The sequence below is a fragment of the Motilimonas pumila genome (assembly GCF_003596335.1).
GTDB lineage: Bacteria > Pseudomonadota > Gammaproteobacteria > Enterobacterales > CBDFNC01 > Motilimonas > Motilimonas pumila.
In genome coordinates, this window is sequence record NZ_QZCH01000027.1 from 37,190 (window position 1) to 57,035 (window position 19,846).

Genomic DNA, 19,846 nt, shown 5'->3' on the forward strand with positions numbered 1-19,846 from the left:
GGTAAAACCAATAAAAAGCAGCAATAAGGAATGCAAACGTGTCAGCTTATATCATGAGTTTGATATAAGCTGGCACTACACAAGATTAATGTATCGTGGCGTCATCTTGCTGGTAAACACAATCAGTGCACTGGCCACAAGGCGTTTCGGATAAGTTTTTATCGTCATGGTTTGCCATGTAAGCCACGTGTTCATCAATTAAGGCGTCAGCCAGTAATTGACTGTGCTGGACTTGGTTAGTTTGGTAATAATCCAACAACCCTACCAAGGTCACATCAAGCACTTTAAGACTATTCACCCGGGTCAACTCGGTCAGCTCTGGGCGATTAGCAAAAATTTGCAGTTGAGTATGAGCCAATTGCAAGTATTTCTCTTGCTCCTGGCCCATGCCCTGACCTTTCGCGCTAGTCACCAAATGATGACAAGCGGTCATATACAGCTGGGCACTGTGCTCGTAGTCCTTGCTCAATTGCGTGTCATCAATTAATTTTTGCGCTTCATCCAGCGCTAGCGCATAAAAGATGTGCGCTTGGCGCAGGTCTTTCTGCGCAAAGTAATGTTGCCCTTGAGCGGTAAGGGTTTGCCAGAGATCTAGTGAAAATGACGCCATATTGCCTAACCTGCTAACTGTCGAACGAAGTGATTGTGGTTAACTTGTTTTACCTGCTGGCTGTGCGCGCTACTGATAGAGCGAATATGATGCGCATTGTCAGAGTAGTCCAAGTCTCCTTTGATAACATCGGCAAAGCGCACGTCTGGATCGGGCACCGCTGAAATAAGCAGCTTAGTGTAAGGGTGCTGCGGGTTGTTAATCACTTCCGTGGTATCACCCCACTCTACAATTTGGCCTTTAAACATAACCGCAGTTTCTTCGGCAATGTAATGCGCTGTCGCCAAGTCATGGGTAATGTATAAAAAGCCCAAGTTGAACTCTTTTTTCATTCGTTGCATCAAGTCCAATACGCCAATACGAATCGACACGTCAAGCATTGACGTCGGCTCGTCGGCTAACACTAAATCAGCGCCCACGGCCAAGGTCTTCGCCATATTGACACGCTGGCGCTGACCACCACTGAGCTCATGGGGATACTTGTCTGCGGTGAGGCTTGGCAGTTCAACCATTTCAAGCAGTTCTTCTACTCTGGTGCGCAGCTTGACCTTGTTGTTTTCACACATGCCGTGCAGCAACAGTGGTCGAGCTAAATGGTGATAAATGGTGTGTGTAGGGTTAAGCGAGCCAAACGGGTCTTGGAAGATCATTTGCACGCTTTTACGGTAATTTAGAACTTCTTGGCGGCCTTTAATTTCAGTGATGTCTTTGCCGCGAAATAAAATTTGGCCATTCGTTGGCTCGTAAATTTTAGTGATCAAGCGAGCACAAGTACTTTTACCACAGCCAGACTCGCCGACTAACGCCAGCGCACGGCCTTTATGAATGGAAAAAGAGATATCATTAAGGGCGCGGAAGATGTCTGTTTTGGCAAAGCCACCGCCGGTGGTGAAGTCTTTGACCACGTTGCGCATTTCTAAAATTGGGGTATCTGGTTGCATCGTTGTTTCCTACAAAGTGATCGTTTGTTCTTCAAAACCTTCGGTTTTGGTGTAGTGCTTACGCCCTTCATGAATCGACGGGAATGCCGACCATAGCTTCTGGGTGTATGGGTGCTGTGGGTTATGGCGTATTTCTTGAGACGCATTCACTTCCACTAACTCACCTTGATACATCACACCGATGCGATCACAGAACTGCGTCATCAAGCTGAGATCATGGGTAATAAACAAAATTGAGAAACCAAACTCTTCTTTAAGTTGGTAAATCTGCTGCAGGATTTCCCGTTGCACCACTACGTCAAGCGCGGTGGTGGGTTCATCCATAACAATGAGCTTGGCATTAAGGGCCAAACAAATTGCGATCACCAATCGTTGACGCATGCCACCCGAGAATTGGTGAGGATAATCACGAATACGTTCACGAGGAATTTTAACGATATCCATTAACTTCATAGCGCGGTCAATGGCTTGCTCTTTTGTCATGTCGGTGTGCGTCATGATGACGTCACAAAACTGCTCTTCCAAACGCAAAACAGGGTTTAATGAGTTCATTGCACTTTGGAATACCATGGCAATTTGGGTCCAACGGAATTCACGTAATTGCGTTTCTGTCAGTTTTACCACGTCGGTGCCATCAAAGATGATCTGACCACCACTGATTAACGCAGGCGGCTTATGCAACCTAGTTACTGCAAAGGCTATGGTGCTCTTACCACAACCAGACTCGCCGGCTAAGCCAAAGACTTCCCCTTCGTTAATGTGAAAGTTGACTTTTTTTACCGCACTAAACGCACCGTCGTTAGTTAAATAATCCACCTCAAGGTTTTTTACTTCTAACAACGGACGCGGGTCAGTTGTTTTATTCATCTTCGATTCCTATACACTCAAAAAAATCTGACAACAAATCAGAAAATACAAATACTATTGCGAATTATTACCATTAGCAATATAAAAATCACCTGAATCGCGATTTCTTTGCGCCAGTTAAATCAAACCTTGTTTTTGTCAGTGACCGCACCCACTATATGACTAACAACCGCAAGAGACGCTCAGTTATGCAACAACATATCATTGATATCACTTTAGAAAACTTTCAACAGGTCATCTTAGAAGGCTCGCAAACTCAGCCTGTGATGGTGTGTTTTTGGGCCCCAAACCACGACGAATCCGCGTTATTACTGGCCAGTTTAGAAAAGCTCGCCATTGAGAAAAATGGCGCATTCACCCTTGCTAAAATCAACTGTGAGCAAGACCAAAGCATTGCGATGCAATTTGGCGTGCAATCTATTCCTACCAGTGCCATGTTTGTGCAAGGGCAACCCGCAGACGGCTTTGCGGGCAATAAACCCGAACAAGAAATTCGAGATATTTTAGACAAGCACTTACCCGACGAAGCGCAACTGTTGGCAGAACAAGGTATCGCCTTGATTGGCGAACAAGATTTTGTGCAAGCCGCTGAGGTATTGCAGCAATCTTTGCAATTAAAACCCGACGTTGCTCCAGTCAAACTCGCACTGTGTAAAGCGTTGCTTGAAACACAACGGGTAGCAGAAATAGAAAGTCTACTTGAGACCATTGGCATGGCCGACCAAGACGCAGATTATCAGGCCATTTTAGCGCAATTGGAATTGGCCAAAGAAGCGGCCGACACGCCAGAAATTCGCGCCCTAGAACAAGCCCTTGCCAATGGTGGCGACAGTGACACGCAATTGAAACTGGCGGTGCAATACAGCCAAGTCGGCCGAGTGGAAGAAGCGTTAGAATTGCTGTTCCAACTATTACTGAAAGACATGAACGCGGAAGACGGCCAAGTGAAGCAACGCTTTATGGATATTCTTTCAAGCCACAGCGGCGAAGCGTGTGTATCGGCTTACCGCCGCAAACTGTACAGCTTGTTGTACTAACACAGTTTTCAAATCTTGATGCTGTCTTAAATGACGTCGAATAAGGGTAAAGCACTGGCTTTGCCCTTTTTTATCGCCTATCTCATGCTTTATTAAGCCAAAGCCTTATATAGCCCTAAGATACATTGAATTAACCAATAATTAACAACTGGTTAAGAGTGACAGGATAATTCAATGGCAAAACAGTTTCCCAGCTTAACCCCCGCATTAAGCAAATTTATCGCTAAACAGCAGATGTTTTTTGTCGCCACAGCCATGGCCGAAGGTAAAGTTAATATGTCTCCTAAAGGAGGGGACAGTTTTCGTGTTATTTCGCCAACGAAAGTGGCGTGGCTCAATCACACCGGCAGTGGCAATGAGTCTGCTACTCATGTGCAACACGACACTCGCATGACCATTATGTTTTGCGCTTTTGAAGGTGCGCCGATGATATTAAGGTTGTATGGCCAAGCCAGCGCCTTGCACCAAGGCGATCCTCGCTGGTCGGAATATATCGACTTGTTTCCAGAAAGCGTTGCCAGTAGGCAGGTATTTGTGGTCGACTTAGATTTAGTGCAAACCTCGTGCGGCATGCAAGTGCCCCTGTTTGATTATGTGGATCAAAGGGATGCATTGGCTAAGTGGTCAGATAAACAAGGTAAGCAAGGCATAGAGCAATATTGGCGCAGCAAAAACCAAGTCAGCTTTGATGGTCACGCCAGTAACATTTTGGCTTTATCTGGGCTAAGCAACGAAGAAGAAGCATAAGACCTAACGCCTTAGCTGTCGCTGCAAAACGCAGCGACGCAGCCATTGCTGTGCTTAATGGCGTTAGATAGTGGGGCACTCTGGAGGTAATTTTAGTTTGATGGCCCCAGGCACAATCTGATAGCGGCAACGATGGCTATATTGCGGCTCGCCATCATGATTGGTTGGGATCTGCTCATGAGAAGCAAATTCTAACCAGTGCACTTGTTTACGCACAATAAAATCGCCGCTGACTAACTCTCCCGCCCCTATTGCACGCGCCTCTTCTAATACCATAGGCAGCTCTAAAGCGGTAAACGCCTTGAGGTAGACAAAATCCAATAAGCCGTCGTTAATTTTAGCATTCGGCGCTAGCACCTTACCACCTCCGGCTTGCCGGCCATTACACAGCGCGCCAACAATAAACTCTATCTCACTGCTGTTATCGCCACTTTCGAGCACACCGCGATAGGGTTTAAAGTTTAATGCTTGCACCGCCCCCGTTAAAGTATAAGCTGCCCCGCCCAATAAATTCTTTAACTCAATGGGCGTTTCAGCCGTCACTTGCGCGCCAAAGCCAGCGGTCGCTGCATTGATAAAATAGCTGGGGGCGGCGTGTCCTTGTTGCGTCGCTTGCACAACGTCTATTGCTTGTCCTTCCCCCTCGATGGCAAGCGTGATGGCTTGCTCTGGCAGCCAGCTGATGCCACAAGCGGTGGCAAAATCATTAGCTGTGCCCATGGGCAAAATTCCTAAGCTTGGGCGTTGGCTCTCGGGCAAAGCCATCAGAGCGCTGACCACCTCTTGCACAGAGCCATCTCCACCGGCAATCATCAAGGTTTTACTGCAATGGTTATAGCCTTGGGCGTGGGCTTCTTGAACTAGACGCTCGACATCCCCACCTTCCCAAGTTGCCCTGACCTCTACCTCATGGCCTTGTTGACGGGCTTGGTAAACACTTTGTCGAAAAGTTTCTTCAGCGGCTTTTTTGCCATTGACTATGATCCTCACGCGGGCTCCTGAATTAGCGCATATAATAGAATATAAACCTAGCGGAAATGACGCCGTAAATCTGCCTTTTTATGCATTGCTGTAGCAAAGCTGTGGCCGTTACCTCGGAACTTACAACCCTGACTCAGCTTAGGTGATGGCGGGTGAATCAAAACATAAAAGCAATGGAATCAATATGTTCATAATTTAGTAAGACAACTGTCACGTCAGTTACTTAGATTGAGCTAATAACTAAATCAATAAAGTTACTCACCTCAAGGAAAAGTAATGAGCAAGGAAATATTTAATCCAACGCGCTTTAACAAAAGCGATAACCCAGACTTCAACCAAGTATTAGAAAATCACTTATCTCGCCGAAAAATCCTCAAAGGCGGTTTAGGCTTAAGTGCTATGGCTACCTTAGGCGCCTTTGGCCTAGCTGGCTGTGGCTCGAGTGGCAGCAGCAGTAGCGCGGTTGAAACGCCGCCTGAGGTACCTCAATTACAGCTGGGCTTTAACTCTATTCCAGGTTCAAAGACCGATGCGGTAAGCGTGGCTGAAGGTTACCGTGCCCAAGTATTGGCGCCATGGGGGCAACCTATTACGGCCGACGGTGCGGCTTGGCAAGACGATGGCAGCAACAATGCCAACGACCAAGAAAATGCCATGGGCATGCACCACGACGGTTTGCACTTTTTCCCACTCAATGAGGCTGGCACCGACGGCGTGTTGTGTGTCAACCACGAATACATTGACCAAAATGCATTGCACCCAATGGGCAGCGACAAAGACGAAAATGGCCTTCGCAGCAGCTTAGACCAAGTACGCAAAGAAATTAACGCCCACGGCGTGGCCGTGGTTCGCATTCAATTGCAAGACTCGGGCGAGTGGCTAGTTATCGATAATGACCCACTTAACCGTCGTTATACCGGTGCTACCGTGATGGACATTGCCGGGCCACTGGCAAACTCTGACATGCTAGTAACGCCTTTTTCACCCGACGGCAGTCAAGCTCGCGGCACCCTAAACAACTGTGGCAACGGTTTTACTCCCTGGGGCACCTACCTGACTTGTGAAGAAAACTGGCCGGGGTATTTTATCAATACTGCCGAAACGACGGCTGAGCAAGAGCGCATTGGTTTAGACACTTCGGGTACGACGCGCTACGGATGGGAAACATTGGCTGGCAATGCCGATGAAATGGATGACGAGTTCACTCGTTTTAACGTGACGCCAAACGCTGACAACGCATCACAAGACTACCGTAATGAAGCCAATGGTCATGGTTACATCGTTGAAATAGACCCTTACACAGAGAATTCTCGTGCAGTAAAACGTACCGCTCTGGGGCGTTTTCGTCACGAAGGTTGTACCATCGGCAAGTTAACGCAGGGCCAGCCAATTACCTTCTATTCTGGCCACGACGCCCGTTTTGAATACATGTATAAGTTTGTCTCGGCGGCGCCATGGGACCCAGCAGATGCCAACCCAAGCGATCGTATGGCAACGGGTGATAAATACATGAACGAAGGCACGTTATACGTCGCCAGATTCGACGCTGACGGCACCGGGGTATGGCTGCCATTGACGCTGACCGGCGCAACAAAAGACGGCGGCGTATTAGCAGACCACTTTGCCAACCTAGCTGAGATTATCCTCAATACAGCAGGAGCGGCGGACTTGGCTGGCGCAACGCCGATGGACCGCCCTGAGTGGTGCTCTATCGACCCGGTGACTGGCTCGGTGTACCTGACTCTGACCAACAACACTCGCCGTAACGAAGAAACGGGAACCAACGCCGCTAACCCGCGTTTAAACAACAAATTTGGTCACATCATTCGTTGGGATGAGAGTGAGTCGATGACCGACTTCAGCTGGGACATTTTTGTGTTTGGCTCGGATGCCGGCGGTGATGAGTTAACTAACTTGTCTGGGTTGACGGAGTTTAACCAATTCGCCAGTCCTGATGGCTTGGCGTTTGATGCTCGCGGCGTCATGTGGGTACAAACCGATAACGGCGCTGATGAAGTGGAAGATTACACCAATGATCAAATCTTGGCGGTGATCCCTTCTAACTTAACCGACGAAGAAGGCAATCAAACCACTATCACCAGTGCTAACCAAGGTGAACTGCGCCGCTTCTTTGTTGGGCCAAATGGCTGTGAAGTAACGGGGTTAACCATGACGCCAGATTACACCACCATGTTTGTGTCTATTCAGCACCCGAAAAACTGGCCTTATAGCAGCAATGCGCAAGAGGAAACCCCAGCAGGAATGGCACTGCGCCCTCGCGCGTCTGTGGTCGCCATTCGTAAAGTAGATGGCAGTCCACTGGGCGTGTAGGCCAGCTCTACCTGACATCAAATGGCCTGCTGCTTCACCCCGCCGGCCATTTTGTTGTTATTACGAGTAAACGTTCTCTGAGCCTTGCCGGTATCAATAGCCAGCAAGGCTGCTCTTGGTCGCTTACGCTTCTCCCCGCTGCGCGCTATCAATCTCGGCGTACTTGTGCAATAAATCGGTTAATACCTTAACCCAGCTGAACACGTCAGAAGGGGTTTTCTTGAGGATAATTTCAACCTGCTGGCAATGTGTTTGCAGCGTAATCGCGCGCTCTAATTGAAAGGAAACCGCGTAAAAATGCCACAATACCAACCGGGTCATGCGCTCACTGTTTTGTCTGGCGTGCTCTGAGTCATCAAACGCTTGCTGAAGTTCACTCAGCGCAATGGCCGTCATCCGTAAAGTAGCATCAAGACGCGCAGATAGCAGGCGGTCCTCATTTTCGGTTTCTTGAGCCTCAAACGTGAATAATTCATTCATCACATCTGGCGGCACCATTTTGCTGATCATTCGTTCGCTAAAACTTTCTAACTCTTGGCGTTCCATGTTGTTAAGGCATTCAAAGGTATAATCAAGCTGCATGCTTTACTCGCTGTGGTTATGGTTTTATGGCAACAATGAAAGTTCAACGCTCGCGTTGACATTCATGACTCGGGCGATAAAAACGTAAATAGGCAGCGCCACTCCTGAGCCTGAAGGCCCGCTATAACAGGTCTTTACTGCCTATTAATTTCAATTAAAGGAAGCCGTTCACTGCTTTTGCAGTAGCAGTTGCTTAATCTCTGCCAGCTCTTGCTGTAACGATTCCACCTGATTATGGGTGGCAAATATCTGCCTAGACTCATGCTCAGGGCTAAGGGTTGGCAGCTCGTCTTCTTTGTCTTTTTCTGCCAGCGCATGTTCAGCCGTCATGGTTTCAATCACCACGCCTATCATCATATTAAGAAAGACAAATGCGGTCAGGAAAATAAAGGTCAGGTAATACACCCAGCTAATCGGGTACACCGCCATGGTTTCATACATCACGTCGGTCCAGTCTTCAAACGTTGCCACTCTGAACAAGGTTAACATCGAAATCGACACGTCCCCCCAGAGGACAGCGTTAATCTCAGCAAACATCAAACTGCCCACCACAGCGTAAATATAAAAGATGATAAACATCAATACGCCAATATAGCTCATCTTAGGAATGGCCTTGAACAGCGCATTAATCAGTAACTTGAGTTGCGGTACGGCGGAGATTAGCCGCAGCACACGAAACACGCGTAACAAACGTGCAATTAACACGCCCTGCCCGGCCGCGGGGATCAAACTGCCAATTACGATGGCGGCATCAAACAAGTTCCATCCGCTTTTAAAGAAGTCGAGCTTTTTTTCATACGAAAAAAACTTAATGATTATCTCGACTAAGAAAAACAACAAGATGGCTTGGTCCAGCCAATGAATCGCCGTGCTGACTGCTGGCGAGAGCTCAAACGTATTCGCGCCGATTAATAAAGCGGCGAGCACAATCACCAACACGGTGAATGCTTGGAAATACTTGTTATTATTGATCGCATTTAAGCGATGATGGAGCGAAGAAAACACTTTTAACAAATCCTTTTGCTGAACATATAAAGGCTAGATGGGCGCATACTATAGCCACAGTTGTTTAGCGGGTGAATACCCTAAGCTTAAAAGAGACAAAAAGCCTGAATTTCCCCTGCTAAAACGTGTATCTTACGCTTGTGCCAGCGCTAAATTGCCCGTTTTCATCAGCCAAGGCGTGCAAATATTACCCCGCAAGGCGACAAGGCAAGGTAATCGGGCGTTCATCGTCATATGTGCGGCGTAGATAAAGACATTATCAGAGGAAGAAAAGCCAATGGAGACAAAGCAAACAGCGCTGAGCATTTATCAAGTAGATGCTTTCACCACTTCTGTGTTCAGTGGCAACTACGCCGCCGTCGTGCCACTGACAAGCTGGTTAGCTGAAGCAACCATGCAAGCCATCGCGGCGGAAAACAATGTGTCAGAAACCGCTTTCACAGTGCCAAGAAATGAGCCAGGCCATTATGATATTCGTTGGTTTTCTCCGTTAGCCGAAATCGACTTTTGTGGCCACGCCACCTTGGCCAGCGCCAAAGTGCTGATGACCGAGCAAGGCTCATTGAACACCTTATACTTTCATGCCCCTGCGGTCGGGGCTTTAGCGGTGGAGCAAGATTCCACCGGCTTGATCACCATGACATTCCCTAACCAAATGCCACAAACAGTGGCGCAGCCGCCCGCACAATTATTGGCCGCACTAGCGACTGCTCCGCGTCAGGTAATGAAAAATCGGCAAGCGTATTTTGCCATCTATGACCAACAGCAACAGGTTGAGCAATGCCAGCCTAAGCTTGATTTACTGCGACAACTTGCCCCTTTGGATGTGGTAGTCACTGCGCCGGCCAATCAAGACAGCGAAGCCGACTTTGTTTCTCGCTACTTTTGGCCCGCCAACGGCGGTGATGAAGACCAAGTAACGGGCTCTATTCACACCGGACTGGCGCCTTATTGGGCGCAGCAATTGGGTAAAGATACATTAACAGCGCAGCAGCTTTCTAGCCGGGGGGGCACCTTATACTGCCAAGTAAAAGGCCAACACGTATTAATATCAGGCTATGGCGTGTTATACCTTTCTGGCACCATTCAAGTCCCGCAGCACACAACGGCAAACGAGGGCAATAAAGCCGTTCGCTAGGCCGAATAGTTTGGACTGCTTGAGTTAGGCTATCTCGCCCATGGTCGCAGGCAGGCTAGCGTGACAATCGCGTAAATGCGGCATTGTAAATGCGCGCGAACGCGTGTTGCATGCTGGCTTTATCTGTTGCTCCCCTACTCGTTAATGACAATAGGAATTTGAAACGCAAAGGTTGCCCCACCTGTCATGGTCATTTCGACGTCCCGTACCATTTCGATTATAGAGCCAGTTTCATCTACCTCATAACCCCGCTCACGAGCCTGTTGAAAAAGGCTCTCTATTGCGGCAATAAACGCCACGTCAGATGTTAAATACACTTCGCAGCAAAGGTAGTAGCCTTCTGGAATAAAAAAGTCATATTGCTCATGGTCGACTTGCCACTCACCTATGGTATAAGTGATATCTCCCCACGAACCTTCTAGTTCAGCAATGGGTGTGGCGCTTAACAGCTTGCAGCTGTCCTTACCATAACTATCAAATACAGTGTCCCAGTCAAAGTCAGGCATCGGCGTGACTTTGATGCCCCTTTGTGGATACCAAACCAGCTCAGTGGGCATCGATTGAGCCAACTGTTTTTCCAGCGAGCCTTGCTTGGCGGGATGGGCCAGCTTTTGCAACATGGCAGACGCTTCAGAAGGAGTGCCTGTGACAAAAGACTGCCGCAGATCTTTGGCGGTGATGCCAAGCTCTCGTTTGAGCACTTTTGCCATCGCTTGTGAAGACGAGTAACCGCAGTGGTGTGCGATGTCCGTGACTTTCATGCCTTCGCTCATATAGAGTAAAAACACCGCGTACTGTAACCGCACTCGGCTCAAATAGTGCCCAGGGGTTTCCCCAAACAAACGGCTAAACTGGCGATGAAAGTGATAAGGAGAAATGGCGCTTTTTTGGGCTATCTGCTCCCACGACAGGCTTTGTTCCAACGCGTCATGCATCATCGTCAGCGCCCTCTCAAATCGCTTTCGCTGATGGGCCGGTAACGGCTCAAGTAAAGCAACTTCTGGCACAAATACGTAAGGTTTCTTAGCCGTCTCGGTCATGCAAGCTGTCTGTAAAGATTGATAACATCTACTATGACGAGGGGGCGCTGCAAATGCAACCGCGCCAGAGTGAGTCATATCATCCCTCCAGAAGGTGCGCCCGACATAGCAGCTGGCTTAAGGCGGCGTATTTTACCATTGTGCTGGTGGCTGATGCTTAAAAGTACCGGCAATAATATCAGCGTCACCACGGTAGCAAACAGCTCACCAAACACCAGCGAAACCACCGCGGGTTTTAAATACTGAGCTTGCTCAGCGCGCTCGCTGAGTAAAGGAAGCAGTCCGCAAACCGTGGTCACTGTGGTTAAAAAAATAGCCCTCATTCGACCGGTTCCCGCTTGCACAAGCGCCGACACTAACGACATTCCTTGGCGATAGTGATCATTAAACCGAGTGATCAGCACCAAGGAGTCGTTAATCACGATGCCCGTCATTGCCATCATGCCAAACAAAGACAAAATACTGATGGGTAAGTCCATCAGGTAGTGACCAAAAATGGCACCAGCAAAACCAAATGGGATCACTGCCATGATAATCAGCGGTTGCCAGTAGGATTTAAGGGGAACGGCCAACAAAATGTAAACCAACAGTAAAGTCAGGATCATGGCGGACTGAAACCCTTGCTGCACTTCGCCTATTTCTTCAAATTCACCTGCGGGAGTGATAGTCACGCCAGGATAATGCTGTTGCAGCTTGACGATGTTAGCGTTCAGCTGCTGGATGCTAGCCTCTGGTGACTGCACGGAACGGTTTTGATTCCAATAAAGGTTCACCACTTGCTCGCGATCGCGGCGATACAAAATTTCGGGCTCTCGCTCAATCTGAAATCGAGCCACTTCACCCAACGGAATAACCTGCCCACCGGCCAGCATAATGGGGCTGGCTTGCAGCTGCGATAAGGTCGCGGTGTCCTTCACCGGATAACGCACAATAACCTTGGTTTCCTGCCCTTGCTCAAGCAAGCGGTGAATGTCTCTTTGGCCAAAAGCATCTGCCGCCAGCTGCGCAATTCGGTCTTGGGTAAGCCCTAATTGGCGACCATAAGCATTAAGGGTAATGCGTACCTGTTCTTGTCCCCCAGTGCCATCATCAAAGACGTCTGCGACTCCGGGCAGCCGCTTTAACGCTGCGGCCAACTCTTTTGCAGCCATTATCGCTAACGCTCGCTCAGGGGCAGAAATAGCCAAAAAGGTACCGCCAGCAGGCGCATCAGCAGCAGAGAAGCTGACCGAATGGGCTCCTTCAAAACCACCCGTTAAGCTGCGCCATTCATTGGTTAATGCATGGGCAGGCAAAGACGAAAGCGCCTCCTGACTGAGCTCTGCGGTTACCTCAATATCACCGTAGCCGTCTGACCAAACCAGCAAATTCTGCAGCGGCTTATTCTTCAATTGATGCATTTGTTGCAAGGAGTGGTTTAATTGCAAAGCCGTCGTTTCAAGCTGATGGATGGCTTTTGCTTGTAATGGCAAGGGCGCGCCATCTTGCAATTTCACCTTAGCAGTTACGTAGCGCCCAGGTATCTCAGGAAAAACCGCGCTGCGAATGGTTCCGCTTGCCCACATGCCATACGCCAGCACGATAAATGCGCTAAAGCCCAGTAACGCCGCGCACCTATTACGTAATGAATATTGCAAAACTGGCCGGTAAAGCCGTTGATTCAAGCTAGCTAAGGCCTGTTGCGCGCCTGCTTGAACACGGCCAGCGCCCTTAGCTTTACCTGCTCGGACGCGCATCGCTGCAAGATGAGACGGCAAAATAAATTTACTTTCAATTAACGAAAAAAACAGCGCAAATATCACTACCGCGGCAAAACCTGCGAGCAATTTGGCTACGTCATTATTGATCCAAAGCATTGGCGAGAAGGCGGCAATGGTGGTTAAGGCGCCAAACACTGTCGCGACCGAGACAGAACGAACGCCTTTCCAGGCTGCGAGTTTGCCGTTCGCCGTGTGCTTTCGTTCAGCATGGACCGACTCACCAACTACCACGGCGTCGTCCACCAAGATGCCAAGCACCAAAATAAAACCAAATAAAGTGATGTCGTTAATGCTGTAATTAAATACTTGCATGGCGCTGAGCGTGCCGCACAACGCAATGGGGATCCCTACTGCAACCCAAAAAGCCAGCTTAAGCTCTAAAAACAGCCCAAGCAGTATCATCACAATTACCAACCCCTGCCAGGCATTATTACTTAACCGCAGCAGCTGATCCTCGATGTAAGGCGCCATATCCGCCATGGTGTTAATAGACACGTCACTGGGAAGACGCTTGCGCGCATTGCCGAGGGTTTCTTTTATCGCCTGACTAATATGCAGCAGGTTGTCTGTTTGCTTGCTGCTGACTAAGAGCGCGATGGCATTTTCACCATTATTGCGAACAATGGCGCCACGGTCTTCGTAGCCTCGGGTAAGCTTTGCCACGTCACCAAGTCGCACCGTTCCGGTTACCGTTGAAAGGATCTCCAGCGCTTTGAGTTTTTGCAAATCGTCGGCATAACCGTCAGCACGAACCAGGATCCGGCCTTTTTCACTTTTTAATTCTCCGGCTCGGGTTTCCAGCGAGGACTGCTCTATTTTGAGGGAAAAATCATGCAGGTTTATGCCAAGATTGCGAAGCTTATCGACCTCAGGTTCAATCACGATCAAACCATTACGGCTGCCCCAATTTGTGACCTTAGATATATTAGGGTGTTTGGTTAACGCCATTTCAACTTGGCGAGCAATGGGCTGCAACTCACTGTCATCTCTGGGGGCGGAAATAATCACAAACGCGGCGAGATTGGTAAAGTCATCACGGGTGATTTGAGGCCGCTCCGCTTGCATTGGAAAACTTGTGATGGCGTTGACTTGATTGCTCACATCATGGAGTAGCGTGTCTAAATTTGCTTCTATGGTCTTTCTCACCCTCACCGTTGCTAGCCCAGCAACAGACTGACTGGTGATTTGCTTAATGCCGCTAATGCCACCGATGGAGGCTTCAATCCGTTGGGTAATGCTGGCATCAATTTGCTGCGCACTCCCTCCCGGGTAAGCCACGTTAATCACCAGGCCAGAAGGTGCTATCTGAGGAAAAGACTCTACTCGCAACTGCCCTATAGCCAACAGACCACTGGCAACAATGGCCAACATAAGTAAATTGGCCGCAACCGTGTTATTGATAAACCATTTGGTGAGCCAACTCATGGTGTCTGCTCCATATTGTCGTTATCGCCGCGCGCCATTTTCGGGGCGACTTGAGTACCTGAGATCATCGACAGCAAAGGGTAAGTCACCACCCTTCTGGCTTGCAGGGGCGCGAGCTGAAACACTGCAAACACCGCCGACGGCGTTTCTTTTAGGACATCGATGGTTTCTAAACGCAGCTTGTTGTCATCGTCGAGTGTCCATACATCGCCATCTCGAGTAAGCGCACTTAAAGGCAGGGCCATCACCCCATCACGCTGTTCCAAGCGCACCTCTACGCTCACCTGCTGATTAGGTAATAACCTTGGCGAGGCCCGATACGGCTCTGCAACTGCCAGCACCACTTGGCGTTGGCGGCTAATGCTATCAACCTCGGGAGTCACAAAACGTAGCGTCCCTTGGCGTTTGTGGTGTTGCCTGTCGACGACGCTAATATCAGGCTGCTCCAGCGCAGCAGAAAACCTTTGCCACAGCTGCTCTGGCACCGCAACATGAATGTCCAAGCTAGCGCTTGATGCTAATTGAAACAAGGGCTGTTCCACTGCTACTTGCTGCCCTGGACTGACGAAGCGATTGATAATCACCGCATCAAAAGGCGCGACCACGGTGGCATCTTTAAAGTGTTGCTGCGCGCTGACATAAGCTTGCCTTGCTTGCTGCAGCGCCGCTTTTGCAAATGCAATTTGCGGCTCTCTTCTGGCATAAGCCGAGCTTTTTCTTTGCGATAACATCTTCAGCGCCACGGTGCGCTCATGCTGCTCCCGCTCAAGATTAAGCTCTGCTTGAGTGACCGCACTGCGCGCTTGAGCCAATTGAGAACTAAGGTGCGTGGTGTCAATTTTAGCCAGCACGTCACCTTGTTTGACCAAGGCACCCGGCTCTAAATGGGCATTTAACCATTGCACTTTGGCACTGCTTGTCGCCTTAATTTCCACCGGCCATCGTGCGCGGCTAAAACCAAACAGTGCGATTACCGGTTGGTAAGCTTGCGGTTTAACCAAGCTGACCGTGACCGGCTGCTTGACCTCAATAACCGCAGCAGGCGGCGTAGGCTCAGGCGCTAACGTGGCTACTAGGGTTCCAGCGCATGCCACCAGCAACAAGCTCAATGCGATAGGTAAAATTTTACGCCATTTCATCGTTGATTCTCCGAGTAAGACTGGACAAGTGCCGACGGCTTATTTAACCGTTGACTGATTTCGCTCAAGCGAGACAAGGTCTGTAAAGTAATGGGCAATAAAATCGCAGCTTCAACAAACTCCAGTGAATAAGTCACAATCGAAAAAATTTGCCCCGCCGAAGGCGCTGGAATTAAGGTAGAAAGCCACAGGTTAATCAGCACAAATGCAAATAAAGCCAAGAAAATTAAGCCGTAAACAACGGCCTCAGCATCAGAAATTAAAATTTCCCGGCGTTTAATACGCTTTAAGTGGCCACGCAGGCCGCGCCGAGAACGTTGCGACAAAATGGTTACCTGTTGCTCCATTCGACTATTCAACAGGCCATTAAGGCGCACAAAATACGCATGAAACTGAACGTAAATCAGCAAGATGATAATGCCAGCAACGCCAGCGCTGACGCCCAGTTGTACATGAAAGGAACTCAGAATAATGATTGAGGCGATTAATTGGATCACCGCAGTCATCAGCGGTGGCACATCATTTTCAAGAAAGTCGACCAATTCGCGAGACATATTGAGTCGTGCGTTGCGCACCGATACGTTGGCCACAGGCGCATTATTTCGACAAGCTTGTTTTTCCACAGCTACGCCGACTTCCACGCGAATATCGCCGTAAACTCGGGTATCGTAAAAACGGCGCCCGACCGACACCAAGATAAGCGCGGCGAACAAAATCGCCAACCAATACAGCGCTAAGTGCTCACTGGCTAACAGGTCATCAATGGCAAAACCGATAAACAAAGGCAGCAGCACCATAAATACATTTTCAAGGGCAACCAACAGCCATGTCACAGCCACTTTCGCTTTAAATTGGCTCAGGATAGAGCGGACAGTAAATTCAAATTTGCGGGACAAAATTAAGACTCCATGTAATGGCTACCGAGTCATTATTGCTAAAGTGTGCGTTTAAAAAGTGTCTCAGCTTGCGCTTTAACTCTGGCTGGCGTCTTTTAGACCTTATGAAATGAATTGCGATGTAATACCAGATAAATGCTAAACCTTGCCCCCTCGTTTGCAGCAAAGGGTCAATCCGCGGTTCTTAAACACTTGGATTGAGATGGCGAGCCAGGCATCTATTGGGTATAAACTGTATAACAAATGGAATGGCAATTGATGCCAACTAAGCGCCCAATTTATAACGGAAATAAAGTGAATATATCTCCTGCCCAAGCCAGAAAGATAGCCTTATTGTCACAAGGCTTATGCACCAGTAAACCTAAGGGCAACGCCTACCAAAAGACGGTTCACGCGATGCAAAACTTAGGCTATGTACAAATCGATACTCTTTCTGTCGTGCAACGAGCTCATCACCACACCCTTTGGACTCGAAACCCTGACTATCACCCTCATCACTTGGATCAAATGCTTGCCGACGGCTTGGTCTACGAATATTGGTCACATGCTGCCTCTTACCTCTCGATGGCACACTTTCGCTTTTCCTTACCACGCAAACGCGCCATTCAATCCGGTCAACAAAAACACTGGTTTAAAAAAGATGAAAAACTCATGGCCTCTATTTTGGATAGAATCCGCATTGACGGGCCGTTAATGGCAAAAGACTTTGCCTCCAATGTCAAAAAGAAAACCGGATGGGAAAGCAAACCCACCAAACAAGCACTCGAAACCCTTTATATGCAAGGCGATTTAATGATTGCTGCGCGGAAAAACTTTCATAAGGTGTATGATCTCACAGAGCGAGTCTTGCCAAGTCATGTCGACACTTGCGTGCCCTCTTCGAGTGAGCACGCTCAATTTTTGGTTACGCGCTACCTGGCCGACCATGGCGTGGGTAAACTGGCAGAGATGGTCTATTTGCTCAAGGACGTAAAACCTCACGTACATACCGCCCTGAACTCACTGCAAGAAGAAGGCGTTATTTCAAAGGTTCTGGTTGGAAATGAGCCTTATTACACCACCGATGCTGCGCTTGCGTTATTAGACAGCCGTATGAAACGTCGGCAAGTCAGCATTCTTTCTCCCTTTGATAACCTACTCATACAAAGAGCGCGGGCCAAGCAATTGTTTGGGTTTGACTATTTGCTGGAGTGCTATACCCCCGCAGCCAAAAGACAATATGGCTACTTTTGTTTACCTATATTATGGGGAGAACACTTAGTCGGGGTCTTAGACTGTAAAGCTCACAAAACACAATCTGTGTTAGAAATCATCTCGGCCTATGTACAAGCGCCCCTCATCCACCATCAAGAGTTTGGCTCTGCGCTCAATAAAGCGCTGATGCAATTTGCAAACTTTAATAACATGACTCGCTGCTCCGCATTTGATTTACAGCCTTATAGGTGACGCAAGCAAAGCCAATAAAGCTTTCGTTTCCACTTAATCTCACCGCACACAACGCACGTGAAGCTGTTAGCCTTATCAGGTTGTTGCACTTAACATGAAAAATCCCTGGGAGGTCTCCAAGGGATTTGGGGGGGAGGACGCCACAATCTTTTAAGCGAATAGCCCTTCACCATAGGCGTCTTTTGTCACACAGTTTTATCTTAGTGCGCTTCACATTTAGAGAATACCGCTTTGCTCAGGCCTTGCTCTGTTTGCTTGACCGTGTCAGCACAGACGGTTTCAGTAAACGCTAACGTGTCGTTAAAGTTGTAACTGATTTGAGCGCGAGAGTCATAATTGGTGAACAGGAACTCGCCGTTATCATGGTTGTAAACAAACTGAGTCCAGGTTGCGTAAGTCTCACCGTTAACTGGGTCATGAGATCCTGTGGCACAAGACTACCAGCATTGAACATGCTAAGCAGTTTACCTTGGGTTTGCGCCCAACTTGCGCCCTCTTTAAATTTAACGTGAGAGGCGTTAAACAAGCTTCGCAGGTTCCGGTCAGCAGAGCTGATTGAGCTTGGAATGTCTTTTGCTTTTAGGTCGCTAAGGTCAACCTTGGCAACGTATTTGCGGTGATACTGTTGCAACGGTGCGTTTGCCATGATGCGAAGTTCAGACTGCGTGTCACCACGGTGCTTCACCATTTTACCGCCTTCATTCAGTTGCAGCAGCGCAATATCCCAAGGCCTTGCTAAAACAATTGAAACAAACCTTTTTGAGTGTGCGAATGGCCGAAGTCGAATTGCGGGAGTCGGTGAAATCATTGATGCTGATGGAAAGCGATGGACGGTGCCAGCTCAAAACCACTTCACAACGGCTCCAAAAGCGGTCGACCTTTATGAAGAATGTGCCAACATCACTCCTGACAGCATTGCCAGTGTTGATGTAGGCTCTGTGCCTGTGGTTGTTATTGATGCCGATGGTGAAGAAATCACGGGTTATATTTTTGCTGACAACTACTTCGAGTTATATATCAATGGTCAGCTGATTGCGGTAGACACAGTGCCTTTCACACCGTTTAACTCAAGTATCGTCAAATTCAAAGTCAACAAGCCATACACCATTGCTGTCAAGGTCATTGACTGGGAAGAGCACTTAGGTTTGGGTACTGAAAATAACCGTGGTAAGGCATTCCACCCTGGTGATGGGGGTTTTATCGCCAGCTTTAGCGATGGCACTGTGACAGATTCAAACTGGCCAGCGCAGACATTTTATACCGCGCCAATTTATGATTTAAGCTGCCTGAGTGAAGTGAATGGCCAAAACCTTGAAGAACTGCGCCTATCGGAAAACTGTACAACCCAAGGCACAGATAACGGTGCAAATGCTTATGCAGCTCACTGGGAAACCCCGAGCAACTGGATGGCAAAAAACTTCGATGCAGCTTCATGGCCTGCAGCGACTGAATATTCAGAAAGTGATATTGGTGTGAACAACAAACATGCTTACATGAACTTTATAGATAAATTCAGTGGTGCTGGAGCAAGTTTAATCTGGTCAACGAACGTTGTGTTAGATAATCACGTTCTGTTGAGATACGAAGTGGAAAAGTAATTGAGGCATGTATCTTCGAGAATGGGTATAGCGCTCACAAGTTCAGGGTTAAGGCTCAAAATCCCCCCTAATGAGTAAAATGAAAAACCGACTGCTTGTAAAAGAATTTTATTTTCGATTTACGTTCTAGTTGATATGCTCCTGTTCAATGAGTCTGAGCTGAGTGTTCTGGTCAACTACAACTGGACACTTTTAGTTGAGAATTTTCAAACTCCACTGGTGATAAATCACCATTGGCTGAATGTAGTCGCTCTAGGTTGTAATACTTCATGTAAGCGGCCACATCTTGCTTCATAAATCTCC

General features: G+C 48.3%; 18 protein-coding genes. 6 read left to right on the plus strand and 12 right to left on the minus strand.

Annotation, left to right across the window (positions count from 1 at the left end; genetic code table 11):
* Positions 1-85 precede the first annotated feature (85 nt).
* Genes D1Z90_RS16830 through D1Z90_RS16840 form a run of 3 tightly spaced genes read right to left on the minus strand, consistent with a single transcriptional unit; the run spans position 86 to position 2,418 of the window.
* The gene (locus D1Z90_RS16830; RefSeq protein ID WP_119911958.1) at positions 86-610 is read right to left on the minus strand and encodes a DUF2753 family protein; all 525 of its coding nucleotides are present in this window, start codon (positions 608-610) and stop codon (positions 86-88) included.
* A gap of 5 nt (positions 611-615) precedes the next feature.
* The gene (locus D1Z90_RS16835) at positions 616-1,551 is read right to left on the minus strand and encodes an ABC transporter ATP-binding protein (RefSeq protein ID WP_119911959.1); all 936 of its coding nucleotides are present in this window, start codon (positions 1,549-1,551) and stop codon (positions 616-618) included.
* Between the two features lie 9 nt (positions 1,552-1,560).
* Positions 1,561-2,418 carry an ABC transporter ATP-binding protein gene (locus D1Z90_RS16840; protein WP_119911960.1) on the minus strand — a complete coding sequence of 286 codons (858 nt, stop codon included), beginning with the start codon at positions 2,416-2,418 and terminating at the stop codon, positions 1,561-1,563.
* A 188-nt stretch (positions 2,419-2,606) separates the two neighbouring features.
* Here D1Z90_RS16840 and D1Z90_RS16845 point away from each other — a divergent pair, with 188 nt between their 5' ends.
* Complete coding sequence (locus D1Z90_RS16845) at positions 2,607-3,455, plus strand: tetratricopeptide repeat protein (RefSeq protein ID WP_158587174.1); 849 nt, start codon at positions 2,607-2,609, stop codon at positions 3,453-3,455.
* A 174-nt stretch (positions 3,456-3,629) separates the two neighbouring features.
* Entirely contained in the window at positions 3,630-4,202 is a 573-nt protein-coding gene (locus D1Z90_RS16850; protein WP_119911962.1) for a pyridoxamine 5'-phosphate oxidase family protein, read from the plus strand.
* A gap of 63 nt (positions 4,203-4,265) precedes the next feature.
* On the opposite strand, the gene yegS is transcribed toward D1Z90_RS16850, so the two are convergent.
* Positions 4,266-5,192 carry a lipid kinase YegS gene (gene yegS / locus D1Z90_RS16855; protein WP_119911963.1) on the minus strand — a complete coding sequence of 309 codons (927 nt, stop codon included), beginning with the start codon at positions 5,190-5,192 and terminating at the stop codon, positions 4,266-4,268.
* A 267-nt stretch (positions 5,193-5,459) separates the two neighbouring features.
* On the opposite strand from yegS, the gene D1Z90_RS16860 reads away from it, so the two are divergent.
* The gene (locus D1Z90_RS16860) at positions 5,460-7,514 is read left to right on the plus strand and encodes a PhoX family protein (RefSeq protein ID WP_119911964.1); all 2,055 of its coding nucleotides are present in this window, start codon (positions 5,460-5,462) and stop codon (positions 7,512-7,514) included.
* A 123-nt stretch (positions 7,515-7,637) separates the two neighbouring features.
* On the opposite strand, the gene D1Z90_RS16865 is transcribed toward D1Z90_RS16860, so the two are convergent.
* Both D1Z90_RS16865 and D1Z90_RS16870 read right to left on the minus strand, forming a co-directional pair.
* A complete protein-coding gene (locus D1Z90_RS16865) occupies positions 7,638-8,096 on the minus strand; it encodes an exoribonuclease R (RefSeq protein ID WP_119911965.1) in 459 nt (152 codons plus the stop codon).
* A gap of 168 nt (positions 8,097-8,264) precedes the next feature.
* The gene (locus D1Z90_RS16870) at positions 8,265-9,101 is read right to left on the minus strand and encodes an ion transporter (RefSeq protein WP_119911966.1); all 837 of its coding nucleotides are present in this window, start codon (positions 9,099-9,101) and stop codon (positions 8,265-8,267) included.
* 277 nt (positions 9,102-9,378) lie between these two features.
* On the opposite strand from D1Z90_RS16870, the gene D1Z90_RS16880 reads away from it, so the two are divergent.
* Positions 9,379-10,239 (plus strand): PhzF family phenazine biosynthesis protein, encoded by an 861-nt coding sequence (locus D1Z90_RS16880; RefSeq protein WP_198419246.1) that lies wholly within the window; start codon positions 9,379-9,381, stop codon positions 10,237-10,239.
* A 134-nt stretch (positions 10,240-10,373) separates the two neighbouring features.
* On the opposite strand, the gene D1Z90_RS16885 is transcribed toward D1Z90_RS16880, so the two are convergent.
* Genes D1Z90_RS16885 through D1Z90_RS16900 form a run of 4 tightly spaced genes read right to left on the minus strand, consistent with a single transcriptional unit; the run spans position 10,374 to position 16,499 of the window.
* The gene (locus D1Z90_RS16885; protein WP_198419248.1) at positions 10,374-11,357 is read right to left on the minus strand and encodes an AraC family transcriptional regulator; all 984 of its coding nucleotides are present in this window, start codon (positions 11,355-11,357) and stop codon (positions 10,374-10,376) included.
* A complete protein-coding gene (locus D1Z90_RS16890) occupies positions 11,354-14,464 on the minus strand; it encodes an efflux RND transporter permease subunit (protein WP_119911968.1) in 3,111 nt (1,036 codons plus the stop codon). The genes D1Z90_RS16885 and D1Z90_RS16890 overlap by 4 nt, the downstream gene beginning before the upstream one ends.
* Positions 14,461-15,603, minus strand: coding sequence for an efflux RND transporter periplasmic adaptor subunit (locus tag D1Z90_RS16895; protein WP_119911969.1), 1,143 nt, complete (start codon positions 15,601-15,603; stop codon positions 14,461-14,463). Before D1Z90_RS16895 ends, D1Z90_RS16890 begins: the two co-directional genes overlap by 4 nt.
* Entirely contained in the window at positions 15,600-16,499 is a 900-nt protein-coding gene (locus D1Z90_RS16900) for an ABC transporter six-transmembrane domain-containing protein (RefSeq protein WP_119911970.1), read from the minus strand. The genes D1Z90_RS16895 and D1Z90_RS16900 overlap by 4 nt, the downstream gene beginning before the upstream one ends.
* 294 nt (positions 16,500-16,793) lie before the next feature.
* Between D1Z90_RS16900 and D1Z90_RS16905 the strand changes: the two genes are divergently transcribed.
* Positions 16,794-17,945, plus strand: a complete 1,152-nt coding sequence (locus tag D1Z90_RS16905; protein ID WP_232525283.1) for a winged helix-turn-helix domain-containing protein — start codon at positions 16,794-16,796, stop codon at positions 17,943-17,945.
* A gap of 289 nt (positions 17,946-18,234) precedes the next feature.
* Here the strand turns inward: D1Z90_RS16905 and D1Z90_RS16910 are convergent, their stop codons facing one another.
* Positions 18,235-18,753 (minus strand): hypothetical protein, encoded by a 519-nt coding sequence (locus tag D1Z90_RS16910; RefSeq protein ID WP_198419250.1) that lies wholly within the window; start codon positions 18,751-18,753, stop codon positions 18,235-18,237.
* A gap of 25 nt (positions 18,754-18,778) precedes the next feature.
* Here D1Z90_RS16910 and D1Z90_RS16915 point away from each other — a divergent pair, with 25 nt between their 5' ends.
* Positions 18,779-19,543, plus strand: a complete 765-nt coding sequence (locus D1Z90_RS16915) for a hypothetical protein (RefSeq protein WP_198419252.1) — start codon at positions 18,779-18,781, stop codon at positions 19,541-19,543.
* Between the two features lie 172 nt (positions 19,544-19,715).
* On the opposite strand, the gene D1Z90_RS16920 is transcribed toward D1Z90_RS16915, so the two are convergent.
* Positions 19,716-19,846 (minus strand): IS3 family transposase (locus D1Z90_RS16920; protein WP_147378772.1); only part of this gene is annotated, 131 nt, incomplete at its 5' end.

Coding starts and splice junctions, on each gene's coding strand:
- D1Z90_RS16845 (WP_158587174.1), top strand. CDS start 2,607: ATGCAACAACATATCATTGATATCACTTTAGAAAACTTTCAACAGGTC.
- D1Z90_RS16910 (WP_198419250.1), bottom strand. CDS start 18,753: ATGATTTCACCGACTCCCGCAATTCGACTTCGGCCATTCGCACACTCA.
- D1Z90_RS16865 (WP_119911965.1), bottom strand. CDS start 8,096: ATGCAGCTTGATTATACCTTTGAATGCCTTAACAACATGGAACGCCAA.
- D1Z90_RS16840 (WP_119911960.1), bottom strand. CDS start 2,418: ATGAATAAAACAACTGACCCGCGTCCGTTGTTAGAAGTAAAAAACCTT.
- D1Z90_RS16860 (WP_119911964.1), top strand. CDS start 5,460: ATGAGCAAGGAAATATTTAATCCAACGCGCTTTAACAAAAGCGATAAC.
- D1Z90_RS16835 (WP_119911959.1), bottom strand. CDS start 1,551: ATGCAACCAGATACCCCAATTTTAGAAATGCGCAACGTGGTCAAAGAC.
- D1Z90_RS16850 (WP_119911962.1), top strand. CDS start 3,630: ATGGCAAAACAGTTTCCCAGCTTAACCCCCGCATTAAGCAAATTTATC.
- D1Z90_RS16885 (WP_198419248.1), bottom strand. CDS start 11,357: ATGACTCACTCTGGCGCGGTTGCATTTGCAGCGCCCCCTCGTCATAGT.
- D1Z90_RS16890 (WP_119911968.1), bottom strand. CDS start 14,464: ATGAGTTGGCTCACCAAATGGTTTATCAATAACACGGTTGCGGCCAAT.
- D1Z90_RS16895 (WP_119911969.1), bottom strand. CDS start 15,603: ATGAAATGGCGTAAAATTTTACCTATCGCATTGAGCTTGTTGCTGGTG.
- D1Z90_RS16830 (WP_119911958.1), bottom strand. CDS start 610: ATGGCGTCATTTTCACTAGATCTCTGGCAAACCCTTACCGCTCAAGGG.
- D1Z90_RS16880 (WP_198419246.1), top strand. CDS start 9,379: ATGGAGACAAAGCAAACAGCGCTGAGCATTTATCAAGTAGATGCTTTC.